This is a genomic window from Roseivivax sp. GX 12232 (assembly GCF_021272185.1).
Classification (GTDB): Bacteria; Pseudomonadota; Alphaproteobacteria; order Rhodobacterales; family Rhodobacteraceae; genus Roseivivax.
Genome location: NZ_JAJSEC010000007.1, coordinates 188,098 through 204,982, shown reverse-complemented (window position 1 = coordinate 204,982; position 16,885 = coordinate 188,098). Strand labels below are relative to the sequence as shown.

Below are 16,885 nucleotides of genomic sequence, written 5' to 3'. Positions count from 1 at the left end.
TCACACCGTCACGTCAAAGCGTTTCTGCGCGCCGACCTCGAAGACCCGCTTGTAGCGCGCGATCTCGTCCTCGGGGCCCATGGCCTTGTTGGGGTTGTCCGACAGCTTGACCGTCGGGCGGCCCTCGGCGGCCACCGCCTTGCAGACCAGGCTGAAGGGCGCCAGCCGGTCCCCCGGCACCAGCCCGCGGAAGTCGTTGGTCAGAAGCGTGCCCCAGCCGCAGGAGACCCGGACCCGCCCGGCGAACCGCGCGTAAAGCTCTTCGATCTTGGCCACGTCGAGCCCGTCGGAGAAGATCACCAGCTTCTCGCGCGGGTCTTCGCCCCGGGCCTTCCACCAGTCGATGGCGATCTCGGCGCCCGCCGCGGGGTCGCCGGAATCGATGCGGATGCCGGTCCAGCCCGCCAGCCAGTCCGGCGCGCGATCGAGGAATCCCTGGGTGCCATAGGTGTCGGGCAGGATGATCCGCAGGTTGCCCTCGTGTTCCTCGTGCCAGTCGGCCAGGACGTCGTAGGGCGCCTGGGCGAGGCCCGCGTCATCCTCGGCGAGCGCCGCGTAGACCATGGGCAGCTCGTGGGCATTGGTGCCGATCGCCTCGAGGTCGCGGTTCTTGGCGATCAGGCAGTTCGAGGTGCCAGTGAACCGGTCCCCGAGCCCCTCGTACATGGCCTGCACGCACCAATCCTGCCAGAGGAAGCTGTGCCGCCGCCGGGTGCCGAAATCGGCGATGCGCAGCCCCTCGATGCCGCGCAGCCGCTCGATCTTTTCCCAGAGCTGGGTCATGGCGCGGGCGTAAAGCACCTGCAGCTCGAAGCGGCCGAGGTCGTTCAGCACCGCCCGGCCGCGCAGCTCCATGAGCACCGCAAGCGCCGGGATCTCCCAGAGCATGACCTCGGGCCAGGAGCCCTCGAAGGTCAGCTCGTATTGGTCGCCCACCCGCTCCAGGTGATAGGGCGGCAGGCGCAGGTTCTCGAACCAGTCCATGAAGTCCGGCCGGAACATCTGCCGCTTGCCATAGAAGGTGTTGCCGCGCATCCAGGTCGACTCGCCCCGCCGCAGCGAGAGCGAGCGGATGTGGTCAAGCTGCTCGCGCAGCTCGCCCTCGTCGATCAGCTTGGCCAGCGGCACATGCGAGGAGCGGTTGATCAGGCTGAAGGTCACCTGGGTGTCGCGCTTGTTGCGGAACACCGACTGGCACATCAGGAGCTTGTAGAAGTCCGTATCGATCAGCGAGCGGACGATCGGGTCGATCTTCCACTTGTGGTTCCAGACGCGTGTGGCGATGTCGACCAAGTTTAATTCCTTTCGCCGGAACCGATTGTTTCAAGCGCTTCGCGAAGCTCGGCGTGCATCACCCAAACAAAATTGCCAGTGTCTTTTCGAGGTTTGCCAACGCCAGCAAGCACGCCTGTCGGCATTTCCTCGCTGCGCGTCGTGGACATCGGCGGCACAACGTCAATGGCTTCGGCCACCAACCGGCCTGCACGACCGTAGATCGAATTTGCGACCTCGAAGTCCGAATAACCACCTGCAGACGCAAGCTCACCGGCCGTCATTCCATCGGCCCCTGTCTTGGCGTGCGCTTCGAGCATCCTCCACTGGATTTTGGACAGTGATGCCGTTCCCAGCGCTTCCTCGAACTCCGATACAGACGGAACGTCAAAACCAAGCGTCTCGTCACGACGTCGCGCCGATCGTTGGCGCCGCTGCAGATCGTCCAATTTCCCGCGGAGCGCATCGAGAGCGCCTTGAGCGCCGTCGCCCTCGGCTTCCGCGACGATTCCACGGCGCTTGCCACCCCTTGCGTAGAATGCGCGCGCAACGAAGCGCTCACCGAGCTTGGCGGATAAAAGACGGTATCGCCCGTAAGTTACCTCGACAGTCTTCACCTATTACCTCTCACGTTTACGCAATGGGCTCGGCGCTAACAGGTTAAAGCTTCCGTTGGACCACATGACAAGGTGGCGGGAGTGAATGCACTCTCTCAACACCAGACGAGGGATTTAACCTGTCAGTTGCACCCCCGCGGTGGCCATCTCGTCGAGCGCGGCGGCCAGCGAGCCCTCGAGGTCGATGGCCCGGCAGAGGTCGCGCTTCACGGTGACGCCGAAGCCCAGTTTTGCCGCGTCGAGAGCCGAGAACTTCACGCAGAAGTCGGTGGCCAGCCCGACCAGCGTCAGATCGGTGATCCCGCGTTCGCGCAGGTAACCCTCGAGCCCGGTGGGCGTGGCGTGGTCGTTCTCGAAGAAGGCGGAATAGCTGTCGATCGCGCGGCGGAAGCCCTTGCGCAGGACCAGGTCGGCGCGGTCGGTGTCGAGATCGGGGTGAAAGCGCGCGCCTTTGGAGCCGATGACGCAGTGATCCGGCCAGAGGACCTGCGGGCCATAATCCATCTCGGTCATCTCGAAGGGCGATTTGCCGGCGTGTTCCGAGGCGAAGGAGGAATGGCCCGCCGGGTGCCAGTCCTGGGTCAGGATCACGGTCTCATAGGCGGACATGAGCGCGTTGATCGGGGCGACCACGGCGTCGCCTCCCTCCACGGCGAGCGCCCCGCCGGGGCAGAAGTCGTTCTGCACGTCGATGACCAGAAGCGCCTGCATGCTGTCTCTCCTCTCGCGGATCGCGGGGCAGACCCTAACCGCCCGCGGCGCGGAGGCAAGGGGCGGCGGGGCGCGCGGCGGGGCCCAGCCCGTGCAGGGCGGGACTTGCGCGACGCAGGCCCGCTACCCTATCTCGCAGGGCATGTATCAGATCGCCGCGCTTTACCACTTCACTCCCTTCGCCGATCCGGCCGCGCTGAAGCTAGGGCTCGTCGCCCGGGCCGAGGCCGGCGATGTGACCGGCACGCTGCTCATTGCGCGCGAAGGGATCAACGGCACCGTCGCGGGGCCCGAGGCCGGGGTGGCGGCGCTGCTCGAATATATCCGCGCGCTGCCGGGCTGCGCCGATCTGGAGGTGAAGTTCTCCACCGCCGAGGCCCGCCCCTTCGCGCGGCTCAAGGTGCGGCTCAAGAAGGAGATCGTCACCCTCGGCCAACCCGAGGTCGACCCGCGCGCCCGCACCGGCCATTACGTCGAGCCCGCCGAATGGAACGCGCTGATCCAGGCCCCCGACGTGGCGGTGATCGACACCCGCAACGCCTACGAGGTGGCGATCGGCAGTTTCGAGGGCGCCATCGACCCCGGCACCGAGAGCTTCCGCGACTTCCCCGCCTGGTGGGAGGCGAACAAGCACCGCTTCCACAACAAGCGCATCGCGATGTTCTGCACCGGCGGCATCCGCTGCGAGAAATCGACAAACTGGCTGATCGGCCAGGGGGTCGAAGAGGTCTATCACCTCAAGGGCGGCATCCTGAAATACCTCGAGGAAGTCCCCGAGGCCGAGAGCACCTGGCAGGGCGAATGTTTCGTCTTCGACGGCCGGGTCTCGGTGGGGCACGGGCTCGCGGAAGGCCCGCACGAGCTGTGCCACGCCTGCCGCCGCCCGATCCTGCCCGAGGACCGCGCCCGCCCGGAGTTCGAGGAAGGCGTCGCCTGCCACCATTGCGCCGCGGAAACGAGCGCCGAAGACAAGGCCCGCTTCCGCGAGAGGCAGCGGCAGATCGCGCTGGCGCGGGCGCGGGGCGAGCGGCACCTGGCGGGGTCCGGGGAGTAGGTCTGGGGCCTGTCGGTAAAATACGCGCGGGGGCTTGGTGCGCGGTTGTGGGCTTAGTGCGGCGGTTCCGGGTTTAGTGCGGCATCCTTTGGGCCTGGCCGACGGCGCTGGGTGACTGCGCTAAGTTGGGTAACCGCGCTCGGTGACCGCGCTTAGTGACTGCGCTTAGAGCGCAGATCCGTCTCTAACGCTGGGAAACCCGCCCCTCTCCAGGTGAAAAGCCGCGTCTGCGCCGGACCGGGGTCTGGCGCTTCCAACCGCCGAACGGCGCGCTTTATCCCGGCAATGTCAGGACAAGAGGCAAGCGTCGCGCTGACCTCTGAGGAGCGCCAGACCGCCGGGCCGGTCCGGCGCAGGCGCGGCGGCCTGCGGCCTTGTTCCGCGCCTTTGGGGTTGGGCGGTGAGGTCAGGACGAGACCGGTGCGGGCGGAAATGCGGCTCTAAACCGGGGCGAACGGCACCGAGCGCAAACCGCGCGGCGCTCGACGCCCAGCGCCCCCTACCGCGGCGAGCGCTTCGCCAGGATCCGCTGCAGCGTCCGGCGGTGCATGTTCAGCCGCCGCGCGGTTTCGGAGACGTTCCGGTCACACAGCTCGTAGACCCGCTGAATGTGCTCCCAGCGCACCCGGTCGGCGGACATCGGGTTCTCTGGCGGCGGCGGCAGTTCCTCGCCGTCGGAAAGCAGCGCGTTCACGATGTCCGTCGCATCGGCGGGCTTCGACAGGTAGTCGGTCGCGCCGATCTTCACCGCAGCGACCGCCGTGGCGATGGCGCCGTAGCCCGTCAGCACCACGATCCGCGCGTCGGGGCGCTTCTCGCGCAGCACCTCGACCACATCGAGCCCGTTGCCGTCCTCGAGCCGCAGGTCGACCACCGCATAGGCCGGCGGGCGCGCGGTGGCGATGGCGCTGCCGGCGGCGACCGATCTGGCGGTCTCGACCGAGAAGCCGCGCTTCTCCATGGCCTTGGCCAGCCGCTTCAGGAACGGCTCGTCGTCATCGACCAGTAGCAGCGAAATGTCGTCGCCCAGCTCGCGCATCTTGTGCATCCTTGCCTGCCTCCGGTCCTGCCGGAGTGCCTCTGATCTAGGCGCGGGCCGGGATGCGGTCAAACCGCTGCGTCATGCTGCCTCGGCGAAACAGGCGACACGCTCGGCGATCTGCTCGGCCGGGGCCTCCCGGCGGAAGTAGTCGACGAAGCCCTCTTCGGGCATCAGGAGGTAGGTGAAGGTGGTGTGGTTCACGAGGTAATACTCGTCCTCGGGGTCCTGCGGCACCTGGTAGATCACCCGGAAGGCCTCGGCCGCTTCGCGGATCTGCTGTGGGCTGCCGGTGAGGCCGATCATCTCGGGGTGGATCGCCTGGGCGAACTCGCCCACGACCTCGGGGGTGTCCCGCGCGGGGTCGACGGTGATGAAGGCGTTCTGGGCCTCCACGCCCTCCTCGGCCAGAAGGTCGATCGCCGCGGCGTTGCGCACCGTGTCGAAGGGGCAGACGTCCGGGCAGAAGGTATAGCCGAAGTAGACCAGCGTCGGCTCGCTGACCAAGGCCTCCGAGGTCACCGTCTCGCCGGCGCCGTTCACCAGGGTGAACTCACCGCCGATATTGCCGGCCACCGCGCCCTCGCGGCAGGAGGCGAAGGTCTCGGCGTCGCCGCGCAGCACCGACCAGAAGACCGTCACCCCGGTCACCGCCGCCAGCACCAGGGCGGCCGCTATCACGTAAATCCAGCGCATGGGTCGCACCCTCCGCGATTGCCTCGGAACCGCCCCGGCTTTATCACTTGCCACACCGCCCGCAAGAGACAGGTTGGCGCAGATGACCGACGCCGACATCGGCATTTACGGCGAAGGCCGCCGCGCCAACTGGATCCGCCTGCGCACCATGATCCTGTTGCGCTGGTTTGCCATCGCCGGCCAGCTCGCCGCCATCGTGGTGGCCGAACAGGTCTACCGCATGGACCTGGAGACCGGGCTGTGCATCCTGGCCATCGGCATCTCGATCATCGGCAACCTCGTGGCGATGTTCATCTTCCCCGAGAACAAACGCCTGTCGGAGACCGAGAACCTGCTCATGGTGCTCTTCGACGTGCTGCAGCTGGCCTTCCTGCTGTTCCTGACCGGCGGGCTGCACAATCCCTTCTCGCTCTTGATCCTGGCGCCGGTCACCGTCTCGGCGGCGGTGCTGCCCCTGGCGCGCACGGTCTTTCTGAACATCACCGCCTTCGCGCTGGTCACCGGGCTGGTCTTCTACCACCTGCCGCTGACCACCGAGGCGGGCGAGCTGCTGCGCATTCCCGACCTCTTCGTCTTCGGGCAATGGGCGGCGATCACGATCGCGTTGATCTTCATCTCGATCTACGCCCGCCGCATCACCCAGGAGATGCATTCCATGGGCGACGCCTTGGCGGCGACGCAGATGGCGCTGGGCCGGGCGCAGAAGCTCAACGACCTGGGCGGGGTGGTGGCGGCGGCCGCGCACGAGCTGGGCACGCCGCTGGCGACCATCAAGCTGACCTCCTCGGAGCTGATCGAAGAGCTCGACGACCGGCCCGAGCTGCAGTCCGACGCGCTGCTGATCCGCGAACAGGCGGACCGCTGCCGCGATATCCTGCGCTCCATGGGGCGGGTCGGGAAGGACGACCTGCAGCTCCGCCAGGCGCCGCTTCTCGAGGTCATCCGCGAGGCCGCCGAGCCGCATGAGGACCGCGGCAAGGTGATCCGCGTCGAGGCCCAGCGCGGCCCCGGCGGCAGCGAGGAGGAGCCCCTGGTCCTGCGCCGCCCCGAGATCATCCACGGGCTGCGCAACCTGATTCAGAACGCGGTGGATTTCGCCCGCAGCACCGTCTGGATCGAGACGCTCTGGTCCGACGACCTCGTCTCGATCCGCATCGTCGACGACGGCAGCGGCTTCCCGCCGCATCTCCTGGGCCGGATCGGCGACCCCTTCATGCGCTCGCGCCGGACCGAGACCGACCGCGGCCAGCGCCCGGCCTACGAGGGCATGGGGCTGGGGCTCTTCATCGCCAAGACGCTGCTTGAACGGACCGGGGCGGAGTTGAGCTTCGCCAATGGCTCGGACCCCTTCGCGGGCAGCGGCGGCCCCCGGCGCGGCGCCATCGTCGAGGTTGTCTGGCCGCTCTCCGCGGTCGCCGTGGACACCCGCGCGGCGCGGGCGCCGATGGGGCAGAACCGGCCTTTCGAGGGATGACTGTGGCTCTGCACCGGCGTGAGTGCTGGTGACGGCGGTCCGGCGCGCGGTGTTCTCGGACGAAGCCTGACCGCCGCTTTTCGCGCCCTCATCGACCGTCTCACCCTGCCCCGCCCCACAGGGTTAACCGGCCGTTAACCCGTGGTTAACCGAATCTTGCCAGCCTGAGGATCGTTCTCTTGGAGGGGCGCATGGCCGGGGCGGCGATCTTCGCGATTTTGGTGGGCACGGGGCTGGCGCTGGTGCTGATCGGCCCCCTGCAGGGCGCCCTGCCCGGCCCGGCGCGCGGCGCCCGCCTGCCGCGTCCCGCCAGCGCCGAACGGCTCGCCGCCGAACGCGCCCCCGCGCCGATCTGGCTGACCTCGGCCACCGGCAACCTGCTCTGGGCCAATGCCAGTTACCGCCGCCTCGCCGCGCGCATCGGGGCGGAACGGGTCTTTCCCGACCCCGTCCCCGAGGACCGCCGCGCCGTGCGCCGCATCCGGCTCGAGCCCAAGGGCCCTGCCACGCCCGGCTGGTTCGACGTGCAGACCCGCGCCACCCGCGGCGGCGCGCTGCATTATGCCCAGGACGCGGGCCCCCTGGTCGCCGCCGAGACCGCCCGGGCGACCTTCGTGCAGACGCTCGGCAAGACCTTCGCATCGCTGCCCACCGGCCTCGCGATCTTCGACCGCGACCGGCAGCTCGCGCTGTTCAACCCCGCACTCCTGGATCTCACAAGACTCTCGGCGCCCTTCCTCTCGGCCCGGCCGACGCTGGTGACCTTCTTCGACCAGCTGCGCGAAAGCCGGGTCATGCCGGAACCCAAAAGCTACGCCGACTGGCGCGCCCATCTCGCCGACCTCGTGGAGGCCGCCAAGGAGGACCGCTACACCGAGACCTGGAGCCTGCCCGACGAGACCACCTACCGGATCACCGGGCGCGCCCATCCCGACGGCGCCATCGCCTTCCTCTTCGAGGACATCAGCTCCGAGATCGCCCTGACCCGCCGCTTCCGCGAGGAGCTGACCCTGAACCACGCGGTGATCGAGGCGCTGGGCGACGCCATCGCGGTCTTCGACGCGGGCGGCATCTGCATCTTCTCGAACGCCAGCTACCGGCGGCTCTGGCTTTTCGACGCGGGCGCGCAGATCCGCGAGGCGACGCTGGGTGAGGCGCTGGCCGAATGGCGCGCGAAATCGGCCCCCGGGGAGGGCTGGTCCGAGGTCGCCTCCGCGCTCGAGGCGCGCGACCGGGGCGAGGCCTGGCAGGGCGTCGCCCCGGGCCCCTCGGGGCACCTCCTGGCGGTGGCCTGCGCACCGCTCGCCGGGGGCGCGCTGCTGGTGCGCTTCTCGCGGGGGCCGGGACGCGGGGCGGGGTGATCCGCGGCAGTTAGGGCCGGGTGTTCTAGGTGAGCTGATCCGGGCAATATCAGGCTCTGTGCAGAGGTTTTCGTCGCATATCGCCTGATCCCCCCTGCCCGCGCCGCACCCTCGCACAGACCGTCCAGCCACCACCACAAGCCACCCCCAGCCGCCGCGTCACCCGGCCGATCCGCGATCCCCTCTTGCGAGTGATCATGGGCGCGATAGTCTCGCGCCCATGCCAGCCCAGCGCCTGCACATCCCCCTGCCCGACGCCGAGGCCACGGCCGCGCTGGCCGCGGCCCTCGCCCCCCGGCTAAGCCCCGGCGACGTGCTCCTCCTCTCGGGCGGCATCGGCGCCGGCAAAACCCATTTCGCCCGCGCCCTGATCCAGTCCCGGCTCGCCACCCCCGAGGACGTGCCCTCGCCCACCTTCACGCTGGTGCAGACCTACGAGACGCCCGAGACGGAGATCTGGCACGCCGATCTCTACCGCCTCGACGGGCCCAACAGCGTGCTGGAACTGGGCCTCGCCGAAGCCTTCGACACGGCGATCTGCCTGATCGAATGGCCCGACCGCCTGCAGGAGGTCGCCCCCGAGACCGCGCTGTCGCTGGCCTTCTCGGACGGCGCATCCCCCGACGAACGGCTCCTGGACCTGAGCTGGAGCGACGCCCGCTGGGCGGCCAAACTCGACGGGATTGCCCCGTGTTAGAGACGTTTCTCGCCACCGCCGGATGGGACACGGCCCGCCGCAGCCCGCTCGCGGGCGATGCTTCCGCGCGGCGCTACACAAGGCTGAAATCGCCCTCGGGCAGCGCCATCCTGATGGAGGACCCCGAGGGCGATCCCGCCCGGTTCGCCGCGCTCGCGCGCTACCTGACGCAACATGGGCTCAGCGCCCCGCGCATCCTGGCCGAGGCGCCGGGGCTTCTCCTGATCGAGGACCTGGGCGACGCGCTGTTTGCCGGCCTCGCGGACCGCGACGAGGCGACCGAAATCAGGCTCTATGAAACCGCGATCGAGGCGCTTCTGGCGCTGCAGCGGCTGTCGCCGCCCCCCGGGTTGGCACGCGCCGACGCGGGCTATTTCGCCCGCCAGACCGAGGATGCGCTGGGCTGGTATCTGACCGGCGCGGGCACCGAGACGCGCCCAGAGGACCGCACCGACCTGGCCGCCGCGCTGAGCGCCGCCATCGACCGTCACTGCCCGGACTGCGCGGTCACCATCCTGCGCGACTACCACGCCGAGAACCTGATCTGGCTGCCCGAGCGTGAAGGCCCGGCGCGGGCGGGCCTTCTCGACTTCCAGGACGCGCTGGTCGGCCACCGCGCCTACGACGTGGTCTCCCTGCTGGAGGACGCGCGGCGCGATGTCTCGGAGCCCGCCCGCGAGGCCGCGATCAGGCTCTATCTCGGCGCAACCGGCCTCTCGGACGAAGGGTTCTCCGCCGCGCTTGCGGTCCAGGGCGCGGCGCGCAACCTGCGCATCCTGGGCATCTTCGCCCGGCTGGCCGCGGTCCGGGGCAAGCCGCATTACGTCGACATGATGCCCCGCGTCTGGGCCCACCTGATGCGCGACCTGCGCCACCCGGCGCTGGCTGACCTCACGCCCCGCGTCACCGACCTTCTGCCCGCCCCGGAGCCCGCCGTGAGAGAACATATGAAACGCCATGCCTGAGGCCGCGATGATCTTCGCCGCTGGGTTCGGCACGCGCATGGGCGCGCTGACGAAATCCCGCCCGAAACCCCTGATCAGGGTCGAAAACCAGACGCTTCTCGACCGCACCTTGGCGCTGGCCGACCACCTGCCGCGCCGGGTGGTCAACGCGCATTACCACGCCGACCAGATCCAGCGGCACCTCGAGGGGCGCGACGTGCAGGTCATCGTCGAGACCGAGGAGATCCTCGACACCGGCGGCGGTCTGCGCAACGCCCTGCCGCAGCTTGGCGCCGGGCCGGTCTACACAATGAACGCCGATGCCGTCTTCGCCGGGCCCAATCCGCTGGAGGTGCTGGCCGAGGCCTGGGATCCGGCGCGGATGGACGCGCTGCTCCTCTGCCTGCCGGTGACGCGCGCCGTCGGGCGGCAAGGCGGCGGCGACTTCGCCCTTGGGCCCGATATGCGGCTCGAACGCGGGGGAAATCACGTCTACACCGGCGTGCAGATCCTCAAGACCGAAGCGCTTTCCGAGATCCCGGAGCGGGTCTTTTCGCTGAACCTCCTGTGGAACCGCATGGCGGCGGAGGGCCGGCTTTACGGTTGCGACTACCCCGGCCGCTGGGCCGACGTCGGCCACCCCGAGGGCATCGCCCTGGCCGAGGAGATGCTGGCGCAATGATCTTCGCGGATGCCCCGACCCCGCGGCTTTACGCCCTGCCGCCCGGCGCGGACTTCCCCGCCGAGCTGGTCCGGGGCCTGACCGCGCGCCACGAGAGCCTGCCGCCCGAGGCCATGGCCCGGGCCGAGCTCTTCCTCAACAGCGCCCGGATGCGGCGCCGCGTGACCGAGCAATTCGCCAATCACCGCGCGGGTTTCCTGCCGCGCCTGCGGCTTTTGACCGAAACCGGCGACCCCGCGCTGCGGGCGCTCCTGCCGGCCCCCGTGCCGCCGCTCCGCCGCCGGCTCGAGCTGACCGCGCTGGTCTCGCGGCTCCTGGACCAGGAGCCCGACCTCGCCCCGCGCGCGGCGCTTTTTGACCTGGCCGAGAGCCTCGCGCAGCTCATGGAGGAGATGCAGATCGAGGATGTGCCGCCCGAGGCCATCGCCGCGCTCGACGTCTCGGACCTCTCCGGCCATTGGGAGCGCGCGCTGCAATTCCTGCGCATCGTGCAGCATTATTTCGAGGCCACGCATCCCGCGCCGGATGCCGCGCAACTGCAACGTCGCGCTTTGGAGGCCCGGCTGGAGACCTGGGACGAGGCCCCGCCGAGCCACCCGGTGATCGTCGCGGGCTCCACCGGCTCGCGCGGCACCACCCACGAGATGATGTGTGCCGTCGCGCGTCTGCCCCAAGGGGCGGTGATCCTGCCGGGCTTCGACTTTGACCTGCCGCGGCATGTCTGGGACCAGCTGATCGACGACATGCCGCGCAAAGACCAAAGCCAGCCGGGCGAGGATCACCCGCAGTTCCGCTTTGCCCGGCTGCTGCGCGACCTAGGCGCGAGCCCCGCCGACGTGCGGCCCTGGGGCGGTGATGCGCCCGCGCCCGCGCGCAACCGGCTGGTGTCCCTGGCGCTGCGGCCCGCGCCGGTCACCGACCAATGGCGCGCCGAGGGGCCGGAGCTGCCGCCGCTGCGTGCCGCGACGGAGGGCATGACGCTGCTCGAGGCCGCCAACCCGCGCGAGGAAGCCGTGGCCATCGCCATGCGCCTGCGCCAGGCCGCCGAGGACGGCACGCGCGCCGCGCTGGTCACGCCCGACCGGGTGCTGACCCGGCAGGTCTCGGCGGCGCTCGATCGTTGGAACATCGTGCCGGACGATTCCGCCGGCCAGCCCGCGCAGCTCAGCCCGCCGGGGCGGCTCTTGCGGCAGGTGGCGGCGCTTCTGCACGAGGATCTGACGGCGGAGAGCCTGCTGGCGCTTCTGAAGCATCCGCTCTGCCACGGCGGCGACGACCCGGGCCGCGACCGCAGTCCGCATACCGCCGCTTTGCCCAAGTTAGAGACACATATCCGCCGCAAGGGCATGCCCTATCCCGACGCCGAGGCGCTGGCGGCCTGGGGCGAGAAGGCGGACCAAACCCGCTGGGCGGCCTGGCTCGGGCGCTGTTTCTGCGCGCCGCGCGCCACCGGGACCCGGCCGCTCGCCGACTGGGTGGCCGCGCATCGCGCCCTGGCCGAGGCGGTGGTCGCGGGCAGCGCCGGGGCCGGGCCCGCCGCGCTTTGGGACAAGGAGGCGGGCCGCAGCCTGCGGATGGTCATGGACGACCTCGCCGCCGAGGCGGACGCGGGCGCCGATCTGACCGCGCGGGATTATGCCGAGCTTTTCGGCGCGATCCTCGCCCGCGAGGAGGTGCGCCGCAGCGAGACGGTGCATCGCGACATCCGCATCTGGGGCACCATCGAGGCGCGCGTCATGGGCGCGGACCTCATCATCCTGGCCGGGCTGAACGAGGGCAGCTGGCCCGAGGCGCCCAAGGCCGACCCCTGGCTGAACCGCCGGATGCGCGCGGAAGCGGGTCTGACACTGCCCGAACGGCGCATCGGCCTCGCTGCGCATGACTTCCAGCAGGCGATCGGCGCGCGGGAGGTCTGGCTGACCCGCGCGGTGAAATCCGACGACGCCGACACCGTGCCCTCGCGCTGGCTGAACCGGCTGACGAACCTCATGGAGGGCCTGCCCGAACGCGAGGGCGACAGCGCCCTGGCCGAGATGCGCGCGCGCGGCGACGCCTGGCGCGCGCGGGTCGCGGCGCTGGAGGCGCCCGAGGTCAGCGCCCCGGCCACCCGGCCCTCGCCCAAGCCGCCCGCCGAGGCCCGGCCGCGCAAGCTGCGGCTGACGCAGGTGAAGACGCTGGTGCGCGATCCTTACGCGATCTACGCCAAGGAGGTGCTGCGCCTCGATCCGCTGAACCCGCTCATGCAGGCGCCCGACGCGCTCTTGCGCGGGGTGGTGATCCACGACGCGCTGGAGCGCTTCGGCAAGGCCATGCGCGACGCGGGGCTGGCGCCGACGCCCGAGGCTTTCCTGCGGGAAATCGAGACTGTTCTGGCCGAAAAGGTGCCATTTCCTCTGGCCCGGCAGCTCTGGCATGCACGTCTGAGACGGGTCGCCCTGCCCTTCGTCGAGGCCGAGAAGGCCCGGCAGGCGCGCGCCCGGCTGGCGCATATCGAGACCGGCGGCGAGACGCGGATCGAGCCTCTGGACTTCACCCTGATCACCCGCGCCGACCGAATCGACATGGACGATCTCGGCTATGCGCATCTCTACGACTACAAGACCGGCGCGCCGCCTTCGGAGAAGCAGCAGAAAAGCTTCGACCCGCAGTTGCTGCTGACCGCGGCACTGGTGATGCGCGGGGCCTTCGAGAACCTCACTCCGCGCGGCGTGGGCTCGGCGCATTACCTGCAGATCGGCTCCGAGACGAAAGAGGTGGCAGCCCCCCTCGAGGAGATGCAGCCCGCCACGGTTTGGGCCATGTTCGAGACGCTTGTGGCGGGCTATCTTTCGCCCGACAAGGGCTTCACCGCGCGGCGGGCGATGTTCAGCGATCAGGCCATCTCGGATTACGACGACCTCTCGCGGCTGGGCGAATGGTCGGTCTCTGACCCCGCGGACCCGGAGGTGCTGACATGACCCGCGACGCGGCAAGCGAAGCCCAGGTCCTGGCGGCCCGGCCCGAGGTCTCGACCTGGCTGTCGGCCAATGCCGGTTCGGGCAAGACCCGGGTGCTGACCGACCGCGTCGCGCGGCTCCTGCTGGACGGCGTGGCCCCCGAGAACATCCTCTGCCTGACCTACACCAAGGCCGCGGCCAGCGAGATGCAGAACCGGCTGTTCCGGCGGCTCGGCGCCTGGGCCATGCTGAGCGACGCCGACCTGCGCGCGACGCTGACCGAGCTGGGCGTCGAGGGCGCGCTGCCGGGGGTCTTCCTGCAGAAGGCGCGCACGCTTTTTGCCCGCGCGATCGAGACGCCGGGCGGGCTGCGGATCCAGACGATCCACTCCTTCTGTGCGGCTCTGTTGCGGCGCTTTCCGCTCGAAGCCAAGGTCAGCCCGGACTTCCGCGAGATGGAGGACCGCGCCGCGCAGCTCCTGCGGGCCGAGATCCTCGACAGCCTGTCGAACGGCCCCGAGGCGGATCATGTCACCGCGCTGGCGCTACATTTCACCGACCAGGACGACAACCTCGACCGGCTGTTGCAGGAGGTGCTGACCCGCCGCGCGGCCTTCGATCCGCCGCGCGCTCCCGAAGAGCTGGGCGCCGCCTACGGGCTGCCCGAGGGCTACGGCCCCGAGGCGTTCCTGGCCGAGGTCTTCCTGGGCGGCGAGGCCGAGCTGATCGCGGAAATCGTCCCTATCCTGCGGCAAAGCGGCGGCAACGACGCCAAGGCGGCCGAGGCGCTGACGGGGGCCACGGGCCGCGACGCGCAGAGCTTCGAGGCGCTAAAGGCGGGGCTTCTGACCCAGGCCGGCACCCCGCGCAAGAATTTCCCCAAGAAGGCCCTGCGCAGCGATCCGGTCCTTGCCCCCCTGATCGACCGGCTCGACCAGCTGACCCTGCGGGTCGAGGCCGCGCGCGACCGGGCGCTGGCGCTCTCTACCTGCGAGCGCGACCTGGCGCTGCACCGCTTCGCCCAGGTTTTCCTGCCGCGCTACGAGGCCGAGAAACAGGCCCGCGGCTGGCTCGATTTCGACGACCTGATCCAGAAGGCGCATGACCTTCTCTCCGACGAGCGGGTGGCCGACTGGGTGCTCTACCGGCTCGACGGCGGGATCGACCACATCCTGGTCGACGAGGCGCAAGACACCAACCCGCTGCAGTGGAAGGTCATCGCCAAGCTCGCCCGCGAGTTCACCGCCGGCGAGGGCGCCCGCGCCGAGGCCCGGCGCACGATCTTCGTGGTGGGCGACAAGAAGCAGTCGATCTACTCCTTCCAGGGCGCCGACCCCGATGCCTTCGACCGCATGCGCGAGGCCTTCGACGCGCAGCTCGCCCCCTCGGGCGCGCCGCTCGAGACCCGGTCCCTGGCCTACAGCTTCCGCTCGGCAGGCACGATCCTGCGGGCGGTCGACGCGACCTTCGCCGGCGCCGAGGGCTCGGGCTTTGCCGCCGAGGGCCGGCACCTGGCCTTCCACGAGGCGATGCCGGGGCGGGTCGACCTTTGGCCCGTGGTGCCGAAGCCCGAGACCGAGGAAGACGGCCCCTGGTCGGACCCGGTCGACCGCAACGCGCCGACCGATGCGACCGTGGTCCTGGCCGAGCGCATCGCCGCCGAGATTTCCGCCGCCGTCGCGCGGGGCCAGCCGATCGCGCTTGGGCCCTCCGCGCCCCGGGCCATGCAGGCGGGCGATGTGCTGATCCTGGTGCGCCGGCGCGGCGCGCTCTTTCACGAGATCATCCGCGCCTGCAAGGCCGCCGGCCTGCCGGTGGCCGGGGCCGACCGGCTCAAGGTCATGGCCGAACGCGCGGTCAAGGACATCGGCGCGCTCCTGTCCTTCCTGGCGACGCAGGAGGACAACCTCTCGCTGGCCGTGGCGCTGCGCTCGCCGCTTTTCGGGCTGAGCGAGCAGGACCTTTTTACCCTCGCCCATCGCCGCAAGGGGCCGAGCCTCTGGGAGGCGCTGCGCGCCCGGGCCGAGGACTATCCCCGCACGATGGAGATCCTGTCGGACCTGCGCGACCAGACCGACTTCCTCCGGCCCTACGACCTGATCGAACGGGTGCTGACGCGGCACGGCGGGCGGGCCCGGCTGATCGGGCGGCTCGGGGTCGAGGCCGAGGACGGGATCGACGCGCTGCTCTCGCAGGCGCTGACCTACGAGTCGGGCAGCGTGCCCTCGCTGACCGGCTTCCTCGGCTGGATGCAGACCGACGACCTGGAGATCAAGCGCAGCCCCGAGGCGGCGGGCGCGGCGATCCGGGTGATGACCGTGCATGGCGCCAAGGGGCTGGAAGCGCCGGTGGTGATCCTGCCGGAATGCCAGAAGCCGCAGGGCCAGGTGAAATCCGCCCTTCTGGCCACGCCCGACGCGCCGGAGACAGCCCTTTGGAAGACCCGTTCGGAGCAGATGCCCGCCGCCCAGGCCGAGCGGCTCGAGGCGATGAAGGCCCGCGAGAAGGCCGAGCGCGACCGGCTGTTATACGTCGCCATGACCCGCGCCGAGGCCTGGCTGATCGTCGCGGCGGCGGGCGACATCGGCAAGGCGCCGGAGGACTCCTGGTATGGCCAGGTGGCGCAGGGGCTCGAGGCCTGCGGGGCCGAGACCTATGAGACCGAGGGCGGCTCGGGCCTGACCCTGGGCGCCCTGCCCGAAAGCGCCGAGGCCAGCGCGCCGCCCGCGCGGGCTGAACGGGCCGAGTTGGAGCCGTTTTTCGCCAGTCCCGCCGCGCCGCGTCCGGCCGATCCGGGGCCGCTTTCGCCCTCGGACCTGGGCGGGGCCAAGGCGCTGCCGGGCCTCGGCGAGGAGACCGAGACCGCCCAGGCGCGAGGCACCTTCGTGCATCACCTGCTGGAGTGCCTGCCGGAGCTACCGCCCGAGCGGCGCGCGGAGGTCGCGCAGCACCTTCTGGCGCGCGAGGGGCTGGAGGGGCCCGAGGGCGCGGCGCTGGTCGCCGAGGCGCTGGCGCTCCTCGACGCGCCGGCGCTGGCCCCGGTCTTTGCGCCCGAGACCCTCGCCGAGGTGCCGCTGTCCGCCGAACTTCCGGGCCTCGGCCAGCTTTACGGGGTGATCGACCGGCTGGCGGTCACTCCCGAAAGCGTGACCGCCTATGATTTCAAGACCAACCGCCAGGTGCCCGGGACGCCCGAGGCGGTGCCCGAGGGGCTCTTGCGGCAGATGGGCGCCTATCGCGCGATGCTGGCAGAGATTTATCCCGGCCGGGCGCTGCACATGGTGCTGGTCTGGACCGCGACGGGTGCGCTCATGGAGCTGCCCGAGGCGCTGACCGGACCCGCCCTGGCCCGCGCGGGGCGACTTGATTCTGCCGGGGCCGGTCCATAGGTTCGTCCTCCAA

13 protein-coding genes are annotated in these 16,885 nt (G+C 70.3%); 8 read left to right on the top strand and 5 right to left on the bottom strand.

Annotation, left to right across the window (positions count from 1 at the left end; genetic code table 11):
* From pncB to pncA, 3 genes are all read right to left on the bottom strand, one after another.
* Complete coding sequence (gene pncB, locus LR948_RS13455; RefSeq protein WP_232754584.1) at nucleotides 1–1,293, bottom strand: nicotinate phosphoribosyltransferase; 1,293 nt, start codon at nucleotides 1,291–1,293, stop codon at nucleotides 1–3.
* 2 nt (nucleotides 1,294–1,295) lie between these two features.
* Complete coding sequence (locus LR948_RS13450) at nucleotides 1,296–1,889, bottom strand: hypothetical protein (RefSeq protein ID WP_232754583.1); 594 nt, start codon at nucleotides 1,887–1,889, stop codon at nucleotides 1,296–1,298.
* A 114-nt stretch (nucleotides 1,890–2,003) separates the two neighbouring features.
* A complete protein-coding gene (pncA, locus tag LR948_RS13445) occupies nucleotides 2,004–2,600 on the bottom strand; it encodes a bifunctional nicotinamidase/pyrazinamidase (RefSeq protein ID WP_232754582.1) in 597 nt (198 codons plus the stop codon).
* Nucleotides 2,601–2,742: 142 nt separating this feature from the next.
* Here pncA and LR948_RS13440 point away from each other — a divergent pair, with 142 nt between their 5' ends.
* Nucleotides 2,743–3,654 (top strand): rhodanese-related sulfurtransferase, encoded by a 912-nt coding sequence (locus LR948_RS13440; RefSeq protein WP_232754622.1) that lies wholly within the window; start codon nucleotides 2,743–2,745, stop codon nucleotides 3,652–3,654.
* Between the two features lie 499 nt (nucleotides 3,655–4,153).
* Here the strand turns inward: LR948_RS13440 and LR948_RS13435 are convergent, their stop codons facing one another.
* Nucleotides 4,154–4,702 carry an ActR/PrrA/RegA family redox response regulator transcription factor gene (locus tag LR948_RS13435; protein ID WP_304621976.1) on the bottom strand — a complete coding sequence of 183 codons (549 nt, stop codon included), beginning with the start codon at nucleotides 4,700–4,702 and terminating at the stop codon, nucleotides 4,154–4,156.
* 72 nt (nucleotides 4,703–4,774) lie between these two features.
* Nucleotides 4,775–5,389 carry an SCO family protein gene (locus LR948_RS13430; RefSeq protein ID WP_232754580.1) on the bottom strand — a complete coding sequence of 205 codons (615 nt, stop codon included), beginning with the start codon at nucleotides 5,387–5,389 and terminating at the stop codon, nucleotides 4,775–4,777.
* A gap of 82 nt (nucleotides 5,390–5,471) precedes the next feature.
* Here LR948_RS13430 and regB point away from each other — a divergent pair, with 82 nt between their 5' ends.
* The 7 genes from regB to addA all read left to right on the top strand — a co-directional run bounded on the left by regB (nucleotide 5,472) and on the right by addA (nucleotide 16,872).
* Complete coding sequence (gene regB, locus LR948_RS13425; RefSeq protein ID WP_232754579.1) at nucleotides 5,472–6,863, top strand: sensor histidine kinase RegB; 1,392 nt, start codon at nucleotides 5,472–5,474, stop codon at nucleotides 6,861–6,863.
* A gap of 191 nt (nucleotides 6,864–7,054) precedes the next feature.
* On the top strand, nucleotides 7,055–8,224 hold the full coding sequence (locus LR948_RS13420; RefSeq protein ID WP_232754578.1) for a PAS-domain containing protein: 1,170 nt from the start codon (nucleotides 7,055–7,057) through the stop codon (nucleotides 8,222–8,224).
* A gap of 220 nt (nucleotides 8,225–8,444) precedes the next feature.
* On the top strand, nucleotides 8,445–8,921 hold the full coding sequence (gene tsaE, locus LR948_RS13415) for a tRNA (adenosine(37)-N6)-threonylcarbamoyltransferase complex ATPase subunit type 1 TsaE (RefSeq protein ID WP_232754577.1): 477 nt from the start codon (nucleotides 8,445–8,447) through the stop codon (nucleotides 8,919–8,921).
* Complete coding sequence (locus tag LR948_RS13410) at nucleotides 8,915–9,886, top strand: phosphotransferase (RefSeq protein ID WP_232754576.1); 972 nt, start codon at nucleotides 8,915–8,917, stop codon at nucleotides 9,884–9,886. The genes tsaE and LR948_RS13410 overlap by 7 nt, the downstream gene beginning before the upstream one ends.
* Entirely contained in the window at nucleotides 9,879–10,547 is a 669-nt protein-coding gene (locus tag LR948_RS13405) for a nucleotidyltransferase family protein (protein WP_232754575.1), read from the top strand. The genes LR948_RS13410 and LR948_RS13405 overlap by 8 nt, the downstream gene beginning before the upstream one ends.
* Nucleotides 10,544–13,504 (top strand): double-strand break repair protein AddB, encoded by a 2,961-nt coding sequence (addB, locus tag LR948_RS13400; RefSeq protein ID WP_232754574.1) that lies wholly within the window; start codon nucleotides 10,544–10,546, stop codon nucleotides 13,502–13,504. The genes LR948_RS13405 and addB overlap by 4 nt, the downstream gene beginning before the upstream one ends.
* Entirely contained in the window at nucleotides 13,501–16,872 is a 3,372-nt protein-coding gene (addA, locus tag LR948_RS13395; protein ID WP_232754573.1) for a double-strand break repair helicase AddA, read from the top strand. Before addB ends, addA begins: the two co-directional genes overlap by 4 nt.
* Nucleotides 16,873–16,885 lie beyond the last annotated feature (13 nt).